We start from the raw sequence: 20,598 nt of genomic DNA on the forward strand, positions 1-20,598 counted from the left end.
ACCCGCAAGTCCAAAGCGAACTGCGCGGGCGGCGGCAGCCATGCACATCTCAGGAAAACAGGATCGATGACATCTTGCGGCGGGCCGAGACAGACGCCGGGTCCTTAAAGCCCCAGACTTCCAGAAACTCGACCAGCTGCTTGCGCGCGCCGTCATCCTCAAAGGTTCGGTCACGGCGCATGACCGTCAACAACTGATCGGCGGCCTCATCACGACGCCCCTGCGCGTTGAAAATCCTGGCAAGCTTCATGCGTGCATCGTGATTATCAGGATTGGCGGCAAGATCACGCTCGAGAGCTGCAGGATCACCCAACAGACGGGCTTCCTCAAACTGCGCCAGTTTTTTGGAGGCGGCCTGAATGGCGGCATCTGCCATCAGTTCTTCGGGAACCGAGGCCAGAAGATCGCTGGCGCGCTGATGCTCGCCCACGGCAATCATGCATTCCGCGATACCGGCAATCGCCGCCGCATTATCCGGGTCCACCTGCATGACGAAGCCGAAAAGCTGGGCGGCACCCTGATGATCACCATCGGCAAAAAGCTGCTTGGCTTCGGCCAGCGCGGCATCGATTTCCGCCTGCGGATCATTGGCTGCAGGACCTGCAATCTTGTCGATGAATTCGCGGATCTGGCTTTCCGGCACGGCACCCATGAAGCCATCCACAGGGCGGCCATCCTGAAAAGCGACGATGGCGGGGATGGACTGGATGCCCAACTGGCCGGGAATGGAGGGGTGGTCATCAATGTTGAGCTTGACCAGCTTGACGCGGCCACCAGCCTCGTTGACGACTTTCTCGATCACCGGCGTCAGCTGCTTGCAAGGTCCACACCACGGCGCCCAGAAATCCACCAGCACCGGCTGCTTGCGGGAGGCCTCAACGACATCCTTGCCGAAATTGGCAGTGGTCGTATCCGAAACATACGAGGCAGCAGCACTTTCAGGCGCGCCGCCAAACTGAACGGAGCCGGTCATCTGTCCACCCATTGATGTTCCGTAAGGATTGTCGCTCATAAAAGGTCTCCGTTCATTTCACATCATCTTGGCATCTTTGGCCCAAAGATCGTACTTTATTCGGTGACTTTCAAGACGAGCGGCACATGACCAGTCGCCTCCAGGAACCGAATGAGGTCATCACGACCGATTGTGGTCGTCGCATCATTGGAAAGCGGATGGCCGTTAATGAGGTCGTGGCGCATCAGCTCCTCGTCCAGAACGAAGGTGACGTTGTTTGCCGTATCGTTGATCGCGCCGAAAACCGTGACGGAGCCGGGAACCACGCCCAGATATTCCAGCATCTTTTCCGGCCTGCCGAACGACACCTTGCTCGATGCATCGATGACCTTGTGGACTGTCTTCAAATCCACCACCGCGTTTTCCTCGACGGTGAGAACGAAATACTGGTCCTTCTTGTCTTTGACGAAAAGGTTCTTGGTGTGGCCACCGGGAATACGGTCTCGCAACGATTCCGACTCCGCGACGGTGAAGACCGGCTCATGCTGCGTGGTCTTGTGTTCAATGCCGAGCCCATCCAGCATTGCGAAAAGATCCTGTGCTGTCTTGGGTGTTTGCTCTGTCATATCAGCCTTCCCGCTCCCTCGGATTCGCTACTCCATGACATCGTCATTAGGCCTTCAGACAAGCATTTGCAATCACCCCGCCAATTTTCCCATCAAAAAAAGCGAATGATTTCCGTAGCTTGTATGCTTTTTTTCAAAAATTCCGCACCTTTTGTCATTTCCCTGTTGCATTTGAAAAGCGGTTGAGCGATATAGCCCTCGTCGCAGCAATGCAGCGACCCGCGGTTCAGCGATCTACCCCGAACCACGGACTATGAGCGGGTGTAGCTCAGGGGTAGAGCACAACCTTGCCAAGGTTGGGGTCGAGGGTTCAAATCCCTTCGCCCGCTCCAGTCTTCCCAATAGATTGAATTTATTGCCTGATACGGCTATTTTTCACCATAGACCGCTCTTACAAAATCATACGAGCCAAGCGTCTTTTAGACGACATTGCTTGCAGATTCATTGTCCAATCAACGTCAATGCGATTGGCCCTGCGCTCCGAAAACGAAGCGCCACTCAAAATAACACTTGAAAGACCATCATTTTTTTTGGCTTCTGATCACACTGGCTGTTGCATTTGAAAAGCGGTTGAGCGATATAGCGCTCGTCGCCGCAACGCAGCGACCCGCGGTTCAGCGAACTACCCCGAACCAGCGGATTATGAGCGGGTGTAGCTCAGGGGTAGAGCACAACCTTGCCAAGGTTGGGGTCGAGGGTTCAAATCCCTTCGCCCGCTCCAATTTTCTCCGAGAGAGTGAATTGAATACCGGTCCTGATATCTGGACCTATCCAACCTTCAACTCTCAATCTGTTTTCTTGAATTTTCTAAAGTTCATTCTCCAATCCCAGATTCGCTGAGCCTGTCGAAAATCTGCGAGCGATAACAGCCCGGAGCGGATGCTGTGCGCTTTTTCATCCGACGTTCACATCGCATAGCTCATCGTGATGCTGAGGCATGGAACCGCTGATCCCCGCAAACGTTACTGGGCATCATAAGGAGAGATCACATGAAAATTGTTACGGCGGCTTTGTGCCTGCTATCGGTCGGCGTTTTGAGCGGCTGTGTGGACGACCGTGGTTACAGGGGCGGTGGCGGGTATTACGCTTCGAGCACCGTGACGCGGACATACGACCGTGATCGGTATAACAGATACAACAGACACCATGACCGCGACTACCGGCGAGACCGTGACTATCGCGGAGACCGTGGCAACTGGCGCGGCGACCACCGTCGTTACCCGCCAGCTGGCGGCGGAACGCAATATGGCGTCATCATTCGCTAAATGTGATCCTGCTTCACCGACCGCGCCCCAAAAGCGCGGTCGTTCTGCTTTTGCACCCTAGGCAGCCAGCCGCTGTTCGGCGAGCTTGACCCAGTATGAAATGCCATAAGCGATCGCTTCATCGTTGAAGTCATAGCCGGGATTGTGCAGCCCTGCGCTGTCGCCGTTTCCGAGAAATATGAAAGCGCCCGGGCGTTCTTTCAGCATGTAGGAGAAATCTTCTCCGGCCATGGATGGGTCCACATCGGGATCCACGTTTTTCTCACCGGCAACATCTCTGGCAACGCGGATTGCGTGGTCTGTCTCATCGGCGTGATTGACGGTGACGGGACAGAAACGGTCATAGATTGCCTCCACCTCAGCGCCATTGGCGTGGGCGATGCCTTCTGCCATCTGTTTGATCCGCGCCTCGGCTTCGTCTCTCACAGTCTCATCCAGCGTTCTGACCGTGCCTGCAATCAGCGCCTCGTTGGGGATGATATTGTGGCTGGAACCCGCCTGAAAGCGTGTCACGGAAACCACGACCGAGCGAATGGGATCGGTGTTTCGCGAGGCGATCATCTGCAGGTTGGTGACGATCTGCGCGCCGATGGCAATCGGGTCAATGGTGCGATGCGGTTGCGCCGCGTGACCACCCCGGCCTTTGACCAGAATCGAGAACTTGTCCGGCGCTGCCATGATGCCGCCCTTGCGAATGGCGAAGGAGCCCAAGGGTATGCCCGGCATATTGTGCATTCCATAGACCTCATCCATGTCGAAGCGGGTCATTAAACCGTCTTCCACCATGGCGAGCGCGCCTGCGCCACCCTCTTCGGCCGGCTGAAAAATCACGGCGACGGAGCCCGCGAAATTGCGTGTCTCCGCGAGATGCTTCGCCGCACCCAGCAGCATGGCCATGTGGCCATCATGCCCGCAGGCGTGCATCTTGCCCGGCACTTTCGATGCCCATGGCTTGGCTGTTTCCTCAACGATGGGAAGCGCATCCATATCCGAGCGGAAGCCGACCATGCGGCCCTTGCCGTGGCGACCGTGGATAACACCCACGACGCCGGTGCGACCGATGCCTGTCACGATCTCGTCAACGCCGAAGGATTTCAGCTTATCGGCAACGAAGGCTGCCGTATCGTTCACATCGTAAAGCAGCTCAGGGTTTTCATGAAGATGACGCCGCCACTCGGTCGCTTCCGCCTGCAATTGCGCGGCACTGTTTAAAACTGGCATTCATTAATTCCCGATGTTCCATTCCGGCATGATGACTGACGCTCCTCCAAGCGGTGGATATTGCGCCGTATAATTGACGCAATCAATGTACTTTGCCATTGCTAGGCCATATATGTTGAATATTGCAAATCCCGTAACGAAGACGGGAATCGAGGACACGCCTTGCAACAGACATTGAGACCAAGCCGCACCGCAGGGCGGTTCGTGAAAACCTTCGCCGCGATTTCTGCCAGCATTCTGGCCCTGACCTCCGTTGCTCAAGCCAACCCGAAGATGGTGATTGATGTAAGGACAGGCAAGGTCATTTCCCATCAGGATGCGTTTCGAAAGTGGTATCCCGCTTCGCTGACCAAACTGATGACCGCCTATCTGGCCTTCAGCGCCATGAAAACCGGAAGGCTTAGCCCTGAAACGGAAGTCGTGATGAGCAAGAAGGCGGCAGACCAGCCCGCCAGCAAGATGTATTTCAAGCCCGGTTCCAAATTGACGCTGGACAGCGCGCTGAAACTGCTTCTGATCAAATCCGCCAATGACGTGGCGGTGGCCATTGCAGAGACGGTGGGTGGCACGAACGAGAATTTCGTGGCGCAGATGAATGCGCAAGCAGCGCGGCTTGGCATGTCGTCCACCCATTTCATCAATGCCAATGGTTTGCCCGGCAAGGGGCAGTACACGACGGCACGCGATCTGGCCGTTCTCGCGCTGATCCTGAAGCGTGAATTTCCCGAATATGCGACCTATTTCTCGCTGGAAGGCGTCAGCACCGGCAAGAAGAACTACGCCAATTACAACATGCTCGTTGGCCGCTTTCAGGGCGCTGATGGCATGAAGACCGGCTTCATCTGTGCGTCCGGCTTCAACCAGGTCTCATCCGCCTCGCGCAATGGCCGTCAGGTCATCAGCGTGGTTTTGGGTGCTGACAGTCTTGCAGGCCGCACAGAACAATCCGCAGACCTTTTGCAGATGGGACTGACAGCGCCAAGCAATCAGGGTGTTTCCATTGCGTCGCTCGCGCCTTATGGCGAAACGCAGTTCGTCAATGACATCAGCGCCGATATCTGCAACCCGAAAGCCGCCAAGGTGCGCAGCGAAGGCCGCGATGATGCGGGCCGCATGATCATCAAATCGCCTTTCGTGCAGGAATTGACACGTCCGCCCGTCTATTCCTATGCGGGCCTTCTGCCAGGTAGCGAGACCGTTGCGGCCAACACCGGCGGCAATGCTGACGTGTCCAGCGGGACTGCGGCCAATGTGCCTATTCCCACGCCACGCCCGACATTCTGATCCTCGCCTATGGAGGGCTTCGTCGCAGATGGACGAAGCCCTCCTCCCATGTTTTCGGCGCTGATTTCGCAAATCCATGCTTCCGTCTTGCGCATTCATTGCTATAAGGCGTCATTCAGCATGTAATGTTCTAACGCTACAGGTCTTCAATGGCACAGCCTCGCATTCCGGTTTCCATCATCACTGGCTTTCTCGGTGCGGGAAAATCAACGCTGCTCAATCAGCTGCTGAAAGACCCTGCCATGCAGGATGCAGCCATCATCATCAATGAATTTGGTGATGTGAGCATCGACCATCTGCTGGTGGCGCGCTCTGGCGATGGCATTATCGAACTGGCCGAGGGATGCCTGTGCTGCACGGTGCGCGGTGAGCTGGTGGATACGCTGGCGGAACTGATGGACGGTATCCAGACCGGCAAGCTCAAGGCGGTCAACCGGGTCGTTATCGAGACGACAGGCCTTGCCGATCCGGCACCGGTCATGCAATCCATCATCGGCAACCCGGTTATTTCCCAGAATTTTTCGCTCAACGGAATGGTGACGGTGGTGGACGCCGTGAACGGCCTCTCCACGCTTGAGAACCATGCGGAAGCCGTCAAGCAGGTGGCGGTGGCGGACCGTCTTGTTTTGACGAAACGCAAGCTCAGCACCGAGGCGCAAATTTCTGCCCTGACGACTAGACTTCTCAGCCTCAATCCGCGTGCGACCATCGAAGATGGCGACGTCGACGGCTGGCAGGCCGTGTCGCTCCTGGAAAACGGTCTCTACGACGCAACGAACAAGATGGGTGATGTTGCCCGCTGGCTGGGCGAAGAGGCCCATCACGATCATCATCATCACGACCATACCCATGACCATGGCCACCATCATGGCGACCACGGCCATCACCACCATGACGTCAACCGGCACAATGAATCGATCCGCTCCTTCTCGATCGTGCATGACAAACCTATCGATCCCATGGCGATTGAGATGTTCATCGATCTCCTGCGTTCGGCCCATGGCGAAAAGCTATTGCGGATGAAGGCCATCGTGCAGCTTTCAGACAATCCCGACAGGCCGCTGGTGCTGCACGGCGTGCAGTCCATTTTCCACTCGCCGCAGCGGCTGGCGGAATGGCCAGACCCGGCAGACCGGCGCACGCGCATGGTGCTGATAACCGATGGTTTGCCGGAAGCCTTCGTGAAGGATCTTTTCGGGGCGTTTACCGGCGCTGTGACAATCGACAGGCCGGACAGGCAAGCGGTGACAGATAATCCGCTTGCGGTGCCAGGCATGCGGTTCTAAAGCGTTTCTCTCGCGCTCACGAAATCAAAGCCGAGAACAGCCGCGCCGATGAGGCCCGGCTCGATCTGACATTGGGCCTGCACCACAAGCGGGCGTGCAAAGCGGCGCAGAATTCGAGCGCGGACTGCCTGATCCAGCGCATCCAGCAAGGCCGGTGCGTTGGAAAGCCCACCGCCGACAGGCACGATGGTGGCACCGGTGACATTGATAATCATGGCCAGCGGGCCTGAAAGCATGTCGATATAGATATCCATGGTGCGGGCCGCGTCAGCATCGCCCGATTGCCAGCTTTCGATGATCTCTTCGGCGGCGAAGTTTTTGTCCGTCAGATGCCGGTGCAGCTTTTCCATGCCGCGAGCGCTGCAGATGGCATCAAGACAGCCTTCCAGCCCGCAGCCGCAGGAAAAGCGCGGCAGGTCCAAAGGCGGATTGCCCGCGCGCGTTGCCGCCACTGGCCCATGGCCCCACTCTCCGGCAAAGCCACCGGAGCTGTTGATGAGTTTTCCATCCACCACCAACGCGCCACCGACACCGGTGCCGAGAATGGTGCTGAACACCACACGGTGTCCCTGCCCGGCGCCAACGCCATATTCGGCAAGTGCAAAACAATCGGCATCATTGGCGATGAGGACCGGCAGGCCAAGTGCTGCCTCCAGATCTGCCTTCAGCGGCCTTTGATGGGCACAGGGTATGTTGGCGATGAAGGAGAGATCGGTATCAGGATCGATGATGCCGGTGATCGACAGGGCGACGCATTCGGGTGCGCCGCCGATTTCCGCTATCACCGACTTCAGCACGCCGACAAAGGCATCGAAATCATGGATGGGCGTGTTGCGTCGCGGAAGCGGTCGGACATCATCCACCGCATAGGCCGCAGCACCCTTGATGGCGGTCCCGCCAATATCGAAACAGACGATCAACGCAAGCTCTCCTGATGGTTCGGAGACCTTATGCCAGATAACGTTCGGTAAGTCTTGCCCACATGGCGGCGCCAACGGTGAGGCTTGCATCGGCAAAGTCATATTTGGCGCTATGCAAGATGGCCGAATTCACGCCATTTCCAAGCCGCAGGAAACTGCCGGGCTTGTGCTCCAGAAAATAGGAAAAGTCTTCGCTGCCGGGAATGAGATGGCAGGTCGAGACATTGTCAACGCCGATCAGTTCTTCAGCCACCGTGCGGGCAAAGTCTGTCTCCGCTTCCGAGTTCACCACCACGGGATAGCCGTGCTCGTATTGGAAATCGACCGTTGCGCCGAAGCCTTCGACCACGGAATGGGTGAGCTTGGTGATGCGCTCTTCCAGAAGCGCACGAATGCGTGGCTCAAAGCAGCGGACACTCAGCGCAAGCTTTGCATATTCCGGGATCACATTGACGGCTTCGCCCGCATGGATGGTACCGACGGTGACGACAGCTGTCTGGGTGGGATCAATGTTGCGGGACACAACGGTCTGCAGGGCAACGACCAGATTGCAGGCAACCACGATGGGATCAATGGTGAGGTGGGGACGCGAGGCGTGGCCACCCTTGCCCTTGATGGTGATGTGGACCATATCCGAAGACGCCATCAAAGGCCCGGAACGAACGAGAATAGCGCCTTCCGGTGCGCCGGGATGATTGTGCAGACCGAAAATCGCATCGAAGGGAAAGCGCTCGAACAGACCATCGGCAATCATTTTCTGCGCGCCGCTCGGCTTGCCTGCCTCTTCGGCTGGCTGGAAGATCAGATTGACGGATCCGTTGAAGCGGCGGGTCTTCGCTAGATATTGGGCTGCGCCCAAAAGCACGGTCGTATGGCCATCATGCCCACAGGCGTGCATCTTGCCCGGCACCGTGCTGGCATAAGGCGCACCGGTTTCCTCGAGAATCGGCAGCGCATCCATATCGGCACGAATGGCGATGCCCTTCTTGCTCTCACCCACTGTCAACCGCGCGACAACGCCGTGACCGCCGACATTGCGCGTGACCTCATAGCCCCAGCTCTCAAGCTTTTCGGCCAAATAGCGCGCGGTTTCAGCTTCTTCGAAGGACAGTTCCGGGTTGGCGTGAAGGTGGTGGCGCGTCTCGATGAGATCGGCCTCCATATCTGCAAAATCGGACACACGGGCAAACGCATTATCAAGCATGGTCATGGGAACTCCAGTTCGCAAGCATCGGTATGAATGCGGTGCCCCGGAGACGAGCCGGGGCACCGCTCAAGTCGGTCATTAAAGAAAACGCGCCAGGAAGGACTGCGTGCGCGGATGTTGCGGATTGCCGATGACCTCATCCGGCGTACCCATTTCCACGATATGACCGCCATCCATGAAGACGACGCGGTCTGCCGCTTCCTTGGCAAAACCGATTTCGTGGGTGACGACGATCATCGTCAGACCCTGACGGGCAAGATCGCGCATGGTGGAGAGCACTTCACCCACCAGTTCGGGGTCAAGCGCCGATGTCGGCTCATCGAACAGCATCAGCTTGGGCTTTATGGCAAGGGCGCGTGCAATGGCAACGCGCTGTTGCTGGCCGCCGGAAAGCTGGCGGGGATAATTATCCGCCTTATCCGACAGGCCGACCTTTTGCAGAAGCTCCCGGGCATAGGCCGTGGCCTGCGCCTTGCTTTCGCCGTGGACGCCGATAGGTGCCTCGATGATGTTCTGCAAGGCCGTCATATGCGGGTAGAGATTGAACTGCTGGAAGACCATGCCGATATTGCGCCGTTGCGCGGCAATGGCATTGCCCGACAGTTTGACCAGCTTGTCCTTCTTCAGCCGGTAGCCGATCTGCTCTCCATCCACCTCGATGAAGCCGCGATTGATGGCTTCCAGATGGTTGATGCAGCGCAGGAAGGTGGATTTTCCTGAGCCGGAAGGACCCAGTACGACCACGACCTCACCGGGAAACACATCCAGATCGATGCCTTTCAGCACTTCAAGCTGATCGAAAGCCTTGTGAACATTGCGTGCACGAACCAGCGGCTGCTTGTCTTGAACGGGAGTGATCACGGCGTTGCCTCCTCATGCACAGCGGGCGCTTGAGCGGTGGCGGTGCGACGGTCGCCCCTGCCATAGTAACGCTCGATATAACCCTGGCCGATATTGAGAACCGAGGTGATGAGCAGATACCAGATGACCGCGACCATCAGCATCGGCACGATTTCAAAGGTCCGGTTATAGATGGACTGCACCGAATACAGCAGATCGGCCATGGCGATGACGCTGACCAGCGACGTGGCCTTGATCATGCTGATCAACTGGTTGCCGGTGGGTGGCACGATGGAGCGCATGGCCTGCGGAATGATGATGCGCCACAAAGCGCGAGCCTTGGTCATGCCGAAGGCTTCCGCCGTTTCGGATTGTCCCCGGTCAACCGACAAAAGACCGCCGCGAATGATCTCGGCCATGTAAGCGGCTTCATTGAGCGCGAGCCCGACGATGGCGGCGGTCATGGGCGTGATGACCGAATTCGTTTCCCAGCTAACAAGTGTGGGGCCGAAGGGAATGGCGATGGAGATTTCCGGAAACAGCGTGGAAAGATTGTACCAGAAGATGAGCTGGACAAGCAGGGGGGTTCCCCGGAAGAACCAGACGAACAGGCCTGACAGCGAACTGGCCAACATATCCTGCGACATGCGGGCAACGCCGAGCAACAGGCCAAGCACAACGCCGATCAGCATGGCGACGACCGTCAGCCCGAGGCTGACGGACAGACCCTGCATAACGGTTTCATCAAAGAAATATTGCGCGACGATCGGCCAGCCGAAATTCTCGTTATTGGCGACAATCCAGGCGAAGTTGGCCGCGATGAGGACGGTGATGAGCCAGAGCGTGACCCGCCCGGTTTGAAAGGGGCGATGGGCATTTGCCACATCGCGCGGGTCCGCACCGCCCAAAGGCGATGCGGTGTCAGCCTGAGCCGCACTCATTTCTTTTCAACTCCGACGAGGTTGATGCCGGGGGTCTTGATCTCGTTGTTCTCAAGGCCCCATTTTTTCATGATGATGCCATAGGTGCCGTTGTCGATGAGAGCCTTGACGCCATCGCGCAGGATCTCTCCCAAAGGCGAGCCCTTTGGCACGACGGCACCCTGAAACAGATCATCAAAGCCGTTCTTCTCGCCAACGCCGGTCAATTCCAACTGGCCATTGGCCTGGGATACGAAATAGGTGAGCGGTGCCTGCGAGGAGAAGAAGGCGTCGGCGCGCTTGGAACGAACTGCCAGAATGGAGCTTGGCTGATCGGTATAGGACTGGACCTCGACGGGCTTCTTGCCATCGGCCACGCATTTCTCGACCTGCGCCTTGATGACCTTTTCAGCCGAGCCGCCTGCCATGACGGCGATGCGATTGCCGCAAGACGTATCCAGCGAAACGATGCCCTTCGGATTGCCCTTCTGGACAGCGAAGACGACGAATTCCTGAACCCAATCCACGAAATCATTGGATTCCTGGCGGGTCTTGAAATCTCCTACTGGGCCGAAAGCAAACTGGTAGCGACCGGAATTGACGCCGGACAGGAGGGCTGGAAGACCGCCGACTGTCGCGTGCTCGATCTTGACACCCAGCAGTTGGCCCAGGGCGTCGGTCAGGTCAGCACTGGCGCCGGTCATTTCCGTGCCGGTCACGATTTCATAGGGAGGAAATGAGCCGTTATTGACGGAGATCATCTTGCCCTCGGTACGGACCTTCTCAGGCAGGCGGGCATTCAGCTCCTTGTTGACGGTTTGCTGCGGAATGGCTGCGTCCTGTGCCAGAACTGGCGTGGCCAGCAACAGGCCAAGAACGGCAACGGATGTCGTAAATTTCGAGTACATGGCATTCCCCTTTTTTTTGTTAGTCTCTGAAAGTCCAGGTCGGCTTTATCGGGCCACCGCTTTCGCCGGAAACAGCTCTGCGGGCGACAGCAAGCGTGGAAGGATTTTCTGCTCGTAAAGTTCAAGAGCGAAATCGGTGATCATTTTTTCGTTTGCAGCCAAGCCACTGACATTCCATGCGGGTGATAGGTCGGCTGCGCATCGGCGCAACTCATCGATCATCCATGGTGTGGTATCGGCATATTTCTCGCGCTTTTCCAGCCACATGCGCTGGGATGCGTCGAGTAGCTCGCTCAGCTCATCCATGATCCACGGATGTTCGCGCACGATGTCAGCCTTGAAGCCAATCAGGTGCATGCCCGGGACATAACCGACATCGTTGAAATATTCGACTTCGGCAGAGCGATAATCATCCAGCACCTGACGCAGCTGCGATCCTTTATCGAAAAAGCCTTTCGGCATGAAGGGCGTGAAGACAGCGTCCAGTCCACCATCCAGAAGCATATCGACCATGGTACGTTCGCCGGGTGTTGCCTCGATGCGACCGGGGCGACCGAAGCCATCCAGGCGGTCTGTTATGGGGTGGTCCTTCGTCAGGCGCCCGGCATACCACATCGCATCCTCAACACCGACGCCTTCGCGGCGAAGCGCGGCACGGGTCCAGGTATTGCCGGAATCTCGCCAGCCCGTCACACCGATCTTCTTACCCTTGAGGTCGGAGAGCTGACGCACGTCACTGTCTTTTGCCGTGATGATGCAGCGATGACGAAAGCCGCGCATGATGAAATTGGGCATGCCGACAACGCTCTCGTCATCATCATGGCGCATCTGCGCATAGCGGGAAAACGACATCTCCGCCGCATCATAGGCAGGATCGGTGCCCACATTGGAGATCAGCGTGCCGACGCGGTCCACCTTGATGTCAAGGCGGGGCGAGGAAATATCGCCCAGAACCAGAGGTGTCATATAATCCCAATCGCGAAGTGCGAGGCGAAGCTTAACAGTCATGCGGAATGCTCACAAAAAATCCTGATAGGCAAAAGTTTAATGTTCAATTTGCAAACATCAAATGTTATTACGTTATTGAACATTTAAAGGCGCTTAAATTGACCAATTTATATTCTGCCCGCTGGCTTGCGGAAAAAATAGCCGATCGGACCATTCGCGGAATTGCGCTAGAAACCAGCGCCCTCATTCGCGCTGGTGTGTTGCCGGTGGGAACACGGATGCCCTCGATCCGCGATCTGGCCTTTGAGCTTGGCATCAGCCCGGCGACACTGTCTGAAGCCTGGGCGGATCTGCGCCGACACAAGGTCATCACCGGGCGCGGGCGCAACGGCACATGGGTGAGCGGAGACAGCTTCAATGCAAAGCCGGAACGCTTTGCCAGCGCCGGAAACTACGGCCCCGATGCCCTTGATCTGACCATGGCCGTGCCGGACACGGCGCTGCTGCCACCCTTGGCAGAAGCGCTTGCCCATGCGTCCAGAGTGGACAAGCTCAATGATTATGAGCGAAGCAGGATCATTCCTGAGTTGCAGGCCGCTGTCGAGGAACGTTGGCCCTACCAGCCGGAAGCCTATCTTGTGACGAATGGCGGCTATAATGCGGTCTATACCGCGATCCGCGCCCTTGTCTCTCCGGGTTCGGCTGTTGCCATCGAGAGCCCCACGGCCATGCGGCTTCTCGATATTCTGGAGGATTTCGGGGTCAAGATCATACCCGTTCTGTGTGATGAACAGGGGCCGACGCCTGGCTCCCTCAAGGACGCGCTGAAAGCCCAGCCCACCGCTTTCGTCTTCCAGCCTCGCCTTCATTCCGTGACCGGGCAGACGGTGAGTTCCGACCGGATGGGCGAGCTTGCAGACATTCTGAGCGGCAGCAAGACGCTGATCATCGAAGACGATGGCATGGGTGATATTTCCGCCGCCGCACCGCTGTCACTGGGAACTCATTTTCCGGACCGCACCATCCACATCCTTTCCTATTCGAAAACGCTGGGACCGGACCTGCGGCTGGCCGTGCTATCCAGTTCGGCAAAAATCGTCGAGCAGATTCAATCATACCGGGCCTTCAGCGCCGGCTGGACCAGCCGCGTTCTACAGGCTGCAACCGCGTGGCTGCTGCGCAATCCGCAAAGCTGGGAAACCGTGGCAAGGGCACGCGCCACCTACCAGATGCGCCGCGATGGGCTGGCCGATGCGCTGCGGGCGCGCGGCGTCGAAACGCAATCCGGCAGCGGCCTTTGCCTGTGGCTTCCGGTCGCGTCGGAACCCTTTGCGACTGTAACGCTGGCTGCGCGCAAGATCGCCATCAACCCGGGCAAGAAATTCACGCTGCTGCCGGGAGATCATATCCGCATTGCCACCTCCACGCTTACACAGGAAAAGTGGGACGAGGTTGCGGATGCCGTGGCGCTCGCCAATTCCATCTGACAACAATGGAACCACCGCCCTCCAACGCAGTTTTCCGTTGGCAAAAGCGCATGAAGAGATCGGGGCAGCATTGACATTTCTGGGAACGATCGAGGAAATCTGGCGCTATCCCGTCAGTTCGCTTGGTGGCGAAAAACTGACTTCTGTCGAGATTGACGAGACGGGCAATGTTGGCGACCGGCAGTGGTGCATTGCTGATGGAAAATCGGGCGAAGTCGCAATGCCCGAAAAGCAGGAGCGCTGGCGACCGGCGTTGTTTCTGCACTCCCGTTTGACCGACAATTCAGCGGAGATCGGCTTTCCCGACGGGTGCTGGCTTAATGTGTGCGATGACAGCATCGACGCGAAACTGGCACAGCATTTCGGTTTCGAGACCACAGTGTTGGCCTATGAGAATACAGGCGTCCGTGACCCCTCCGTCCGTGGCATTGGCGTCAACCGATATGAACCGAGCCCGCTGCACCTGATTACCACAAGCTCTCTGGATCAGCTTTCAAACCTGCTTTGCAACGAGACGGTGGACAGCCGACGCTTTCGCCCGAACGTGGTTTTGCGCACTGAAGGACAAGCGGAGTTTCGGGAAAAGTCATGGATCGGCCAGCGCCTGGAGCTTGGCTCCAGCGTCACCATCGAGGCATCCGAGGAGACCAAGAGGTGTGGCATGACGTTGATAGCCCAGCCCGATATTCGCGAGAATGCCGATATTCTGCGCACCATTCTGCGGCAGAACAAACGCAACTTCGGCATCTACGCCTCGGTGGAAACGACGGGCGCCATCACTTTGGGTGACAGCGTCCATCTGCAGGATGTGTAATGAGGGCCGATCAGGCCGCTGATCGCTCCGGCGTAGCCGTGGCTTCGAGGATGGCTTTCGACACGGTGTAGCCGATATCCCTTGCGCTGGTGATGCCCTGCACGAAGGGCAGCTTGTGGAGGAGAAAAGCAATGGACCCGCAGTAAAGCTGATTGCTCAGATTATCGTGGAAGACAGGCCTGAACTTCTCATCCAGATCGACGCCGCCCGTGCGCACAACCTTCTCGTCAAAGCCTAGCAATGTCGTTGCCACGCTTGTCGTTGCGCGGCGCACGACGCCCTGCTCCTTCAGCGTCGGGAATGGAATATCCCGGGCCGACAGCGTGTGTTGGCCAGTCGCATCGATAAAGGCGTCAAACTGATGGGTTTCGCCCTTGGCTTGGACGGTGGCACCGCGTTCAACGTCCTTATTGTCGATTTCGCTCTCATTGCCCAGAGCCATAATCTCCAGCTTACCGGCGCGGTGCAGCGCCAGCAGCCTGTGGATGGAGGCGTGCGGCACCGTGGCATAATCATCCACAAAGACCGTTTTGAAATGGCTGTGGAAGCGTTTCAGATCTATGTCGTTCAGATGCGGAATGGCCGCCGCAATGACTTCATGCATGCGCAGGATCGCGTAGCGCCACTCCACCGTATACTGGTTCTGCTTGTTGGCTTCGGCTTCAGCCAGATTGCGAGCTGCCCAGACGAAGGGTGGCGTGGTTTCGCGATCATGGAAATAGGCTTTTGAGATGGTTTCCACAGTCAGTTGCGAAAGACCGATGCGCGAAGCGTAATCGGGATCGCAGAAGGCAAGCTCTGTCTTGAACAACTCGAAGATCGCGTCCAGCAGATCGCTCTGCCGCGTTTCAATTGCGTTCTGGACAGCGGCTTCCGTGCAGAACTGAAGCGGACGATAGGGAATTTCACAATAGAAATCCGCCTCCGGCAGAACGCCCTTGCGCGACATCATGGTGACGTGCAGCCCTTCGGTATCGGGCAGCCCGTGATATTGCAGGATGCCATGCTCATCGAGCAGGAAACTGCCATGGGCTGTCGCAACCGTAATCAACGCATCGATGCCGCTCAGCGACGTGCCGAGAATGCCAACCCTGATAGGCTTGATGGATTTCAGCATGGGCGCAGGCCATGGCGAAACGAAATAGCCCGGCTTGATCTCGGTTGTTTCGGGGAAATCATGCCCGGTTGCCATGACAACGTGATCGAAGGCAAATTCGAGGGGTTCGCTTTCTGGTGCCGTGACCGAAAGCCGGATATCCGATTGCCTCAGCTCAATATCGGCAACGCGATGCGACGCCTTGACCTCGATCGTATGGCCATTGGCCGCGCCGATTTTCAGAAGCTGCATGAACTGGGCGTAGAAGAATTCCCCCAGCACGACGCGCGGATAATATTCGCGCTCGGCAATGAGCGAACGCTCGATACCCAGACGCTGCAATTCCTCATCGCTCTGGCGCACAAGCCAAGCCATCAGGGTCTCGCACACCGGCGGCAGCTCGATGCTGGCGATGTTGGACAGCATGGCGCGGTCGTTGAGTGCGGGATGGTACGGCGTTCCCTTGCCGGGATCGGATTCGCTTTCAAAAATGGTGATCGAAAGCGGGGCTGATTTTCCAATCAGACCCTTTAACGTGTAAATGCCTGTCGGGCCCGAGCCGATGATGGCAATTCTAGGTGTCATATGCGCAAAATACCCCTTGGCGAAACGTCTGATGACGTCAGGTAGAAACCGAAATGTCGGCCTGAAGTTCCCCATGCAAGGGGCCAAGACATAAGATAATCTCAATATCTTTCGTTGAGGATATGGTATTGAGCAGAGATTGTTTCCAACACTTGTGAGCTTGCATGATGAATGAAGACAATGCGTGCTTTCCCTCCCTTCCCGCAGGCTTTGGTGCCGTCGTCATCGGCGCAAGCGGCGGCATCGGCTCGGCCCTTTGCGAGCGGTTGCGGCAGGAACCCAATCTGGGTGAACTGTTCACGTTTTCCAGACGGGACGACCAACTCGATTTTGGCGATGAAAATTCCATTCAGGCCGCCGCTGAAAAGCTGCGGGGCAAGCCTATCCATCTTGTGATCTGCGCGACAGGCGCGCTTGGTGTTGATGGCAATCCGCCGGAAAAATCTTTGCGGCAGCTCGATCCCGATGCGATGCTGCGCCAGTTCACCGTCAACGCCGTGGGACCTGCCCTCATTGCCAAGCATTTCCTGCCGTTGCTGGATCGCAAGGAACGATCCGTGGTGGCATTCCTTTCAGCCCGCGTCGGCTCCATTGGCGACAACAGGCTGGGTGGGTGGATTTCCTACAGAGCCTCGAAGGCGGCGCTCAACCAGATTGTCCGCACCGCGTCCATCGAATATGCGCGGACGCACCCTGAACTGGTCATGGCCGCCATCCACCCCGGAACTGTGCGGACAAGCCTGTCCGAAAAATATTCCGGCAGCCATCCGACTGTGAGTGCCGACGAAGCGGCGCTGAACATTATGACGGCGCTGAATGCACTGACCGCAGACCGGACGGGATCTTTCATGGCCTATGACGGCAGCGAAATTCCCTGGTAGGCATCGGTTGAAGGGAAACACACATCCGCTCTAGCATAAACCGTCTGGCATCCGCTTTGCTGTGGGCTTTTGCCAGGGCAACTGGCATGTCTCTCCTGCCGCCACAAACAGCACTTGCGGCTGAGGGTAATGATGATGTCTGCCTCTATGAGCGAAAACATGGGGCCAATCCGATCTGCATCGGCCGAAAAACCTTCAATGCCGATCTCTGCCGCACAATGGAGCATTTTGCGCGCAAGAATGACGTATCCCCTGCGTTTTTTGCCCGCCTGATCTGGCGCGAAAGCCTGTTTCGGCCCGAGGCCCTGAGCCACAAGGGAGCGGAAGGCATAGCCCAGTTCATGCCATCCACCGCAAGGAGCCGGGGATTGAACAACAGCTTCGATGTGATCGATGCGCTGGAAACGTCGGCCACCTATCTGAGCGAGCTGAAGACACGGTTCGGTAATTTCGGCTTTGCCGCAGCCGCCTATAATGCCGGTGAAAACGGGCTTGCGCGGTTTCTGTCGCAAGGGCGTCTGCCGATAGAGACACGCGATTACGTGTTTGCCATCACCGGCCACCCAATTGAAACCTGGCGGGATGCGGCACCGGACGTTGCGGCGCCAGAGCTTGCCGATGGCCAGCCCTTTCAAACTGCGTGCGTTACACTTGCCGAAACCAGACGGATGCAGGAACCGGTCTTTGCAGGATCAGCCGACTGGGCGCCCTGGGGCGTGCAACTGTCGGCGCATTACCGTCCAGCCATTGTGGACCGGCTTTTTACCCGCGCCATCACCCGCCTGCCTTCACCTCTCAATGAAGAACGGGCGCTGATTGTGCGCCAGCGCGGCGGGAATTTCGGCAATCGGCCCCGCTATGCGGCGAGAATTGGCCGCGAAACCCGAGCGGAGGCAAACCAGCTCTGTGCGCAAATCCGGGCGGCTGGAACGCCATGCACTGTTCTGCGCAATCGCTGATCCGATGGAAGGCTGCTCTCAAACCTTGCTGCGCATGCTGGCCCGATATTGCTTCGGGCGCATCGCAACCCTTTCCGAAAAGGCCTGATAAAAGCGCGAGACAGAACCAAAGCCCGATTCGAAGGCGACATCGGTGATGGGCATGTCGGTTGCGATCAAAAGGGATTGCGCCGTATCGAGGCGATGGCGGATGATTGCCCGGTTGATGGTCATGCCAACGGCACGCTTGAACACGGACATCGCGTAATTGGGGTGCAGGCCTGCATCGCGGCCCACATCTTCCGCCGAGATATCGTTGAGCGCATTTTCCGCGATGAAGCGCAGCATGCGCTCCACATGTTCCATACGCTCGCTATCATTGGCACCGAGGCTTGCAATGGCCGAGCCTTCTTCGCGCAAATCGCGCCAGCCGTCACGCTCGATGCGCAAAACGCGGGCGCTCAACTCGTTGCGGACGATCTCGATGAGGCCCTCATCGCCGGAGCGCAACTCATCCCGCCACCGCTCGAAAATTTCATGATCATAGGAGCGCAGTTCCAGTGCCTCGATCATCGCCCCGCGAAACACCGCGTCTCTAAACCTGGTGAGGCTGGCAAGGCCTAGAAAAAACGACATCGGCACATAGAGGCAGACGAACGAAGTGCCCTCTGCACGGCTAATGACCTGATGCGGGATCATGCCCCAGAACAGGCAAAGCCGTCCCTTATCGACGGTCAGCTCGCGCCCGTCGAACCAGTAGGTCATCTGCCCTTCCAGAACGAAGTTCAACTCCACTTGACTGTGCATATGCGGCCCGGCCATGACCTGCACCAGCGATGCTTCGCCTGCGCAAAAGCGGTGGTCTCCGAAGACAACCAGCGGATGTCTCGGGTCATGCTCTGCATGTACCGGTACGGATTCATCCTGAATTGCTGACGGGACAGAGGTCATAATCTTAGGATCCTGGAGAAACTATGCAGAATTTCGGTAGCTTATTGCTGGTTTGGGTTCAATGATCAAGCCGAACTTGGATTTGGCCTGGGAGGGCGTGCTTTTGGTTCGCAGTCTCCACGGCAATGTGTCACGGTCATAGGGAGGAAACACATGACCCTTTTGAAAAGCCTCAGCGGACTTGCTCTATCGGTAGCGCTGTTCTCGTCCGCCTTCGCTGGCGAGATCACCATCAACTCCGACCACTCGGACCCCGTTCCGAAGAAGGCCATGGAGGAGTTGATCGCAGACTTCCAGAAGGCAAACCCAGACGTTACGGTGAAGTGGAACAACTTCGACCACGAGGGCTTCAAGTCTGCCATTCGCAACTTTCTGACCGCCGATGCTCCTGACGTCGTTGCCTGGTATGCGGGCAACCGCATGGAACCCTTCGTCAAGGCTGGTCTTTTCGAAGACGTCACCGATGTGTGGACGGCCAATGGTCTTGAAGAGCAGCTGAAGTCTGCCTCCCCTTCCATGACGATTGACGGCAAGAAATGGGGCGTTCCCTACACCTACTACCAGTGGGGCATCTACTACCGCAAAGACATTTTCCAGCAACAGAGCATCACGCCGCCCAAGACTTGGGATGAGCTTCTCGCTGCATCGAAGACGCTGAAAGACGCTGGCATCACGCCGTTCACCATTGGCACCAAGGCACTATGGCCAACGGCTGGATGGTTCGATTATCTCGACCTGCGCATCAACGGCTATGATTTCCATATGGAACTCACATCGGGCAAGGTTCCCTATACGGACCCGCGCGTGAAGGCCGTGTTCGAGAAGTGGGCCGAGCTGGTCAAGCCGGGCTATTTCATTGAAAACCATGCCGCAATCGACTGGCAGGATGCTGTGCCGCAGCTGGTGCAGGGCAAGGCTGCCATGTATCTGATGGGCAATTTCGCTGTTGCCACATTCAAGAATGGTGGACTGAAAGAAGAGCAGATCGGCTTCCTGCCCTTCCCGGAAATCACTGCTGGTCTTCCCGTTGCCGAGGAAGCGCCGACCGACACGTTCCACATTCCAAAGGGTGCGAAGAACAAGGACGATGCGAAGAAATTCCTCGCCTATGTCGCGTCCCCGGAAGCGCAGTCGAAAATGAACGCGACGCTGGGGCAGCTGCCTGTCAACAACAAGGCAGAAAAGCCGACGGACCCGTTCCTTCTGGCTGGCTTTGAAATGCTGTCCAAGGCAACCGCCATCGCGCAGTTCTACGACCGCGACGCACAGGCGGAAATGGCAAAGGTCGGCATGGAAGGCTTCCAGGAATTCATGGTCAAGCCTGACAAGATCGACGCCATCCTGGCACGTCTCGAAAAAGTCCGCGCCCGCGTCTATAAATAATACATCTTCCTCCCAGCTCCGGGTGCCGTAAGAGGCACTGCCCAGGCACCCGGCCGCTCTCTTATATATATATTTTCCAAAGGTGC

The 20,598-nt window shown here is 57.3% G+C and carries 19 protein-coding genes and 2 tRNA genes; 10 read left to right on the forward strand and 11 right to left on the reverse strand.

Annotation, left to right across the window (positions count from 1 at the left end; all coding sequences use genetic code 11):
* Positions 1 to 49: 49 nt before the first annotated feature.
* Complete coding sequence (trxA, locus tag ACQZ51_RS17450) at positions 50 to 1,012, reverse strand: thioredoxin (protein ID WP_448779113.1); 963 nt, start codon at positions 1,010 to 1,012, stop codon at positions 50 to 52.
* 56 nt (positions 1,013 to 1,068) lie between these two features.
* On the reverse strand, positions 1,069 to 1,578 hold the full coding sequence (locus ACQZ51_RS17455; protein ID WP_448779115.1) for a prolyl-tRNA synthetase associated domain-containing protein: 510 nt from the start codon (positions 1,576 to 1,578) through the stop codon (positions 1,069 to 1,071).
* 257 nt (positions 1,579 to 1,835) lie between these two features.
* On the opposite strand from ACQZ51_RS17455, the gene ACQZ51_RS17460 reads away from it, so the two are divergent.
* From ACQZ51_RS17460 to ACQZ51_RS17470, 3 genes are all read left to right on the forward strand, one after another.
* Positions 1,836 to 1,910: transfer RNA gene (locus tag ACQZ51_RS17460), tRNA-Gly, on the forward strand.
* Between the two features lie 314 nt (positions 1,911 to 2,224).
* A tRNA-Gly gene (locus ACQZ51_RS17465) sits at positions 2,225 to 2,299 on the forward strand.
* A 268-nt stretch (positions 2,300 to 2,567) separates the two neighbouring features.
* A complete protein-coding gene (locus ACQZ51_RS17470) occupies positions 2,568 to 2,843 on the forward strand; it encodes a hypothetical protein (protein ID WP_448779117.1) in 276 nt (91 codons plus the stop codon).
* Between the two features lie 57 nt (positions 2,844 to 2,900).
* Here ACQZ51_RS17470 and ACQZ51_RS17475 read toward each other — a convergent pair whose 3' ends face one another.
* Entirely contained in the window at positions 2,901 to 4,064 is a 1,164-nt protein-coding gene (locus ACQZ51_RS17475; RefSeq protein ID WP_448779119.1) for a M20 aminoacylase family protein, read from the reverse strand.
* Between the two features lie 204 nt (positions 4,065 to 4,268).
* On the opposite strand from ACQZ51_RS17475, the gene ACQZ51_RS17480 reads away from it, so the two are divergent.
* Positions 4,269 to 5,348, forward strand: a complete 1,080-nt coding sequence (locus tag ACQZ51_RS17480) for a D-alanyl-D-alanine carboxypeptidase family protein (protein WP_448779229.1) — start codon at positions 4,269 to 4,271, stop codon at positions 5,346 to 5,348.
* A 149-nt stretch (positions 5,349 to 5,497) separates the two neighbouring features.
* Positions 5,498 to 6,634, forward strand: coding sequence for a CobW family GTP-binding protein (locus tag ACQZ51_RS17485; protein ID WP_448779121.1), 1,137 nt, complete (start codon positions 5,498 to 5,500; stop codon positions 6,632 to 6,634).
* Here the strand turns inward: ACQZ51_RS17485 and ACQZ51_RS17490 are convergent.
* The 6 genes from ACQZ51_RS17490 to ACQZ51_RS17515 all read right to left on the reverse strand — a co-directional run bounded on the left by ACQZ51_RS17490 (position 6,631) and on the right by ACQZ51_RS17515 (position 12,437).
* Positions 6,631 to 7,554: an ROK family protein gene (locus tag ACQZ51_RS17490; RefSeq protein WP_448779123.1), complete on the reverse strand. Its 924-nt coding sequence runs from the start codon at positions 7,552 to 7,554 to the stop codon at positions 6,631 to 6,633. The two genes, ACQZ51_RS17485 and ACQZ51_RS17490, sit on opposite strands and share 4 nt — an antisense overlap.
* Before the next feature lie 28 nt (positions 7,555 to 7,582).
* Positions 7,583 to 8,764, reverse strand: a complete 1,182-nt coding sequence (locus ACQZ51_RS17495) for a M20 aminoacylase family protein (RefSeq protein WP_448779124.1) — start codon at positions 8,762 to 8,764, stop codon at positions 7,583 to 7,585.
* A 75-nt stretch (positions 8,765 to 8,839) separates the two neighbouring features.
* Entirely contained in the window at positions 8,840 to 9,619 is a 780-nt protein-coding gene (locus ACQZ51_RS17500; protein WP_448779231.1) for an amino acid ABC transporter ATP-binding protein, read from the reverse strand.
* Positions 9,619 to 10,542, reverse strand: a complete 924-nt coding sequence (locus tag ACQZ51_RS17505; RefSeq protein WP_448779126.1) for an amino acid ABC transporter permease — start codon at positions 10,540 to 10,542, stop codon at positions 9,619 to 9,621. Before ACQZ51_RS17505 ends, ACQZ51_RS17500 begins: the two co-directional genes overlap by 1 nt.
* Positions 10,539 to 11,429, reverse strand: coding sequence for an ABC transporter substrate-binding protein (locus ACQZ51_RS17510; RefSeq protein ID WP_448779128.1), 891 nt, complete (start codon positions 11,427 to 11,429; stop codon positions 10,539 to 10,541). The genes ACQZ51_RS17505 and ACQZ51_RS17510 overlap by 4 nt, the downstream gene beginning before the upstream one ends.
* A 45-nt stretch (positions 11,430 to 11,474) precedes the next feature.
* Positions 11,475 to 12,437, reverse strand: coding sequence for an ABC transporter substrate-binding protein (locus ACQZ51_RS17515; protein WP_448779129.1), 963 nt, complete (start codon positions 12,435 to 12,437; stop codon positions 11,475 to 11,477).
* Positions 12,438 to 12,535: 98 nt separating this feature from the next.
* On the opposite strand from ACQZ51_RS17515, the gene ACQZ51_RS17520 reads away from it, so the two are divergent.
* Both ACQZ51_RS17520 and ACQZ51_RS17525 read left to right on the forward strand, forming a co-directional pair.
* Entirely contained in the window at positions 12,536 to 13,864 is a 1,329-nt protein-coding gene (locus tag ACQZ51_RS17520; protein WP_448779130.1) for an aminotransferase-like domain-containing protein, read from the forward strand.
* 37 nt (positions 13,865 to 13,901) lie between these two features.
* Positions 13,902 to 14,678, forward strand: coding sequence for an MOSC domain-containing protein (locus ACQZ51_RS17525; RefSeq protein ID WP_448779132.1), 777 nt, complete (start codon positions 13,902 to 13,904; stop codon positions 14,676 to 14,678).
* A 10-nt stretch (positions 14,679 to 14,688) separates the two neighbouring features.
* Here the strand turns inward: ACQZ51_RS17525 and ACQZ51_RS17530 are convergent, their stop codons facing one another.
* Positions 14,689 to 16,359, reverse strand: a complete 1,671-nt coding sequence (locus ACQZ51_RS17530; RefSeq protein ID WP_448779134.1) for an FAD/NAD(P)-binding protein — start codon at positions 16,357 to 16,359, stop codon at positions 14,689 to 14,691.
* A gap of 164 nt (positions 16,360 to 16,523) precedes the next feature.
* Between ACQZ51_RS17530 and ACQZ51_RS17535 the strand changes: the two genes are divergently transcribed.
* Together ACQZ51_RS17535 and ACQZ51_RS17540 are read left to right on the forward strand one after the other, a co-directional pair.
* Complete coding sequence (locus ACQZ51_RS17535) at positions 16,524 to 17,240, forward strand: SDR family NAD(P)-dependent oxidoreductase (protein ID WP_448779135.1); 717 nt, start codon at positions 16,524 to 16,526, stop codon at positions 17,238 to 17,240.
* 86 nt (positions 17,241 to 17,326) lie between these two features.
* Positions 17,327 to 18,199 (forward strand): lytic transglycosylase domain-containing protein, encoded by an 873-nt coding sequence (locus ACQZ51_RS17540; protein WP_448779137.1) that lies wholly within the window; start codon positions 17,327 to 17,329, stop codon positions 18,197 to 18,199.
* 18 nt (positions 18,200 to 18,217) lie between these two features.
* Here the strand turns inward: ACQZ51_RS17540 and ACQZ51_RS17545 are convergent, their stop codons facing one another.
* Positions 18,218 to 19,129, reverse strand: a complete 912-nt coding sequence (locus ACQZ51_RS17545) for a helix-turn-helix domain-containing protein (RefSeq protein ID WP_448779138.1) — start codon at positions 19,127 to 19,129, stop codon at positions 18,218 to 18,220.
* Between the two features lie 153 nt (positions 19,130 to 19,282).
* On the opposite strand from ACQZ51_RS17545, the gene ACQZ51_RS17550 reads away from it, so the two are divergent.
* On the forward strand, positions 19,283 to 20,512 hold the full coding sequence (locus tag ACQZ51_RS17550) for an ABC transporter substrate-binding protein (protein ID WP_448779140.1): 1,230 nt from the start codon (positions 19,283 to 19,285) through the stop codon (positions 20,510 to 20,512).
* The last annotated feature ends 86 nt before the right edge of the window (positions 20,513 to 20,598 follow it).

This window comes from Agrobacterium sp. CG674 (genome assembly GCF_053521645.1).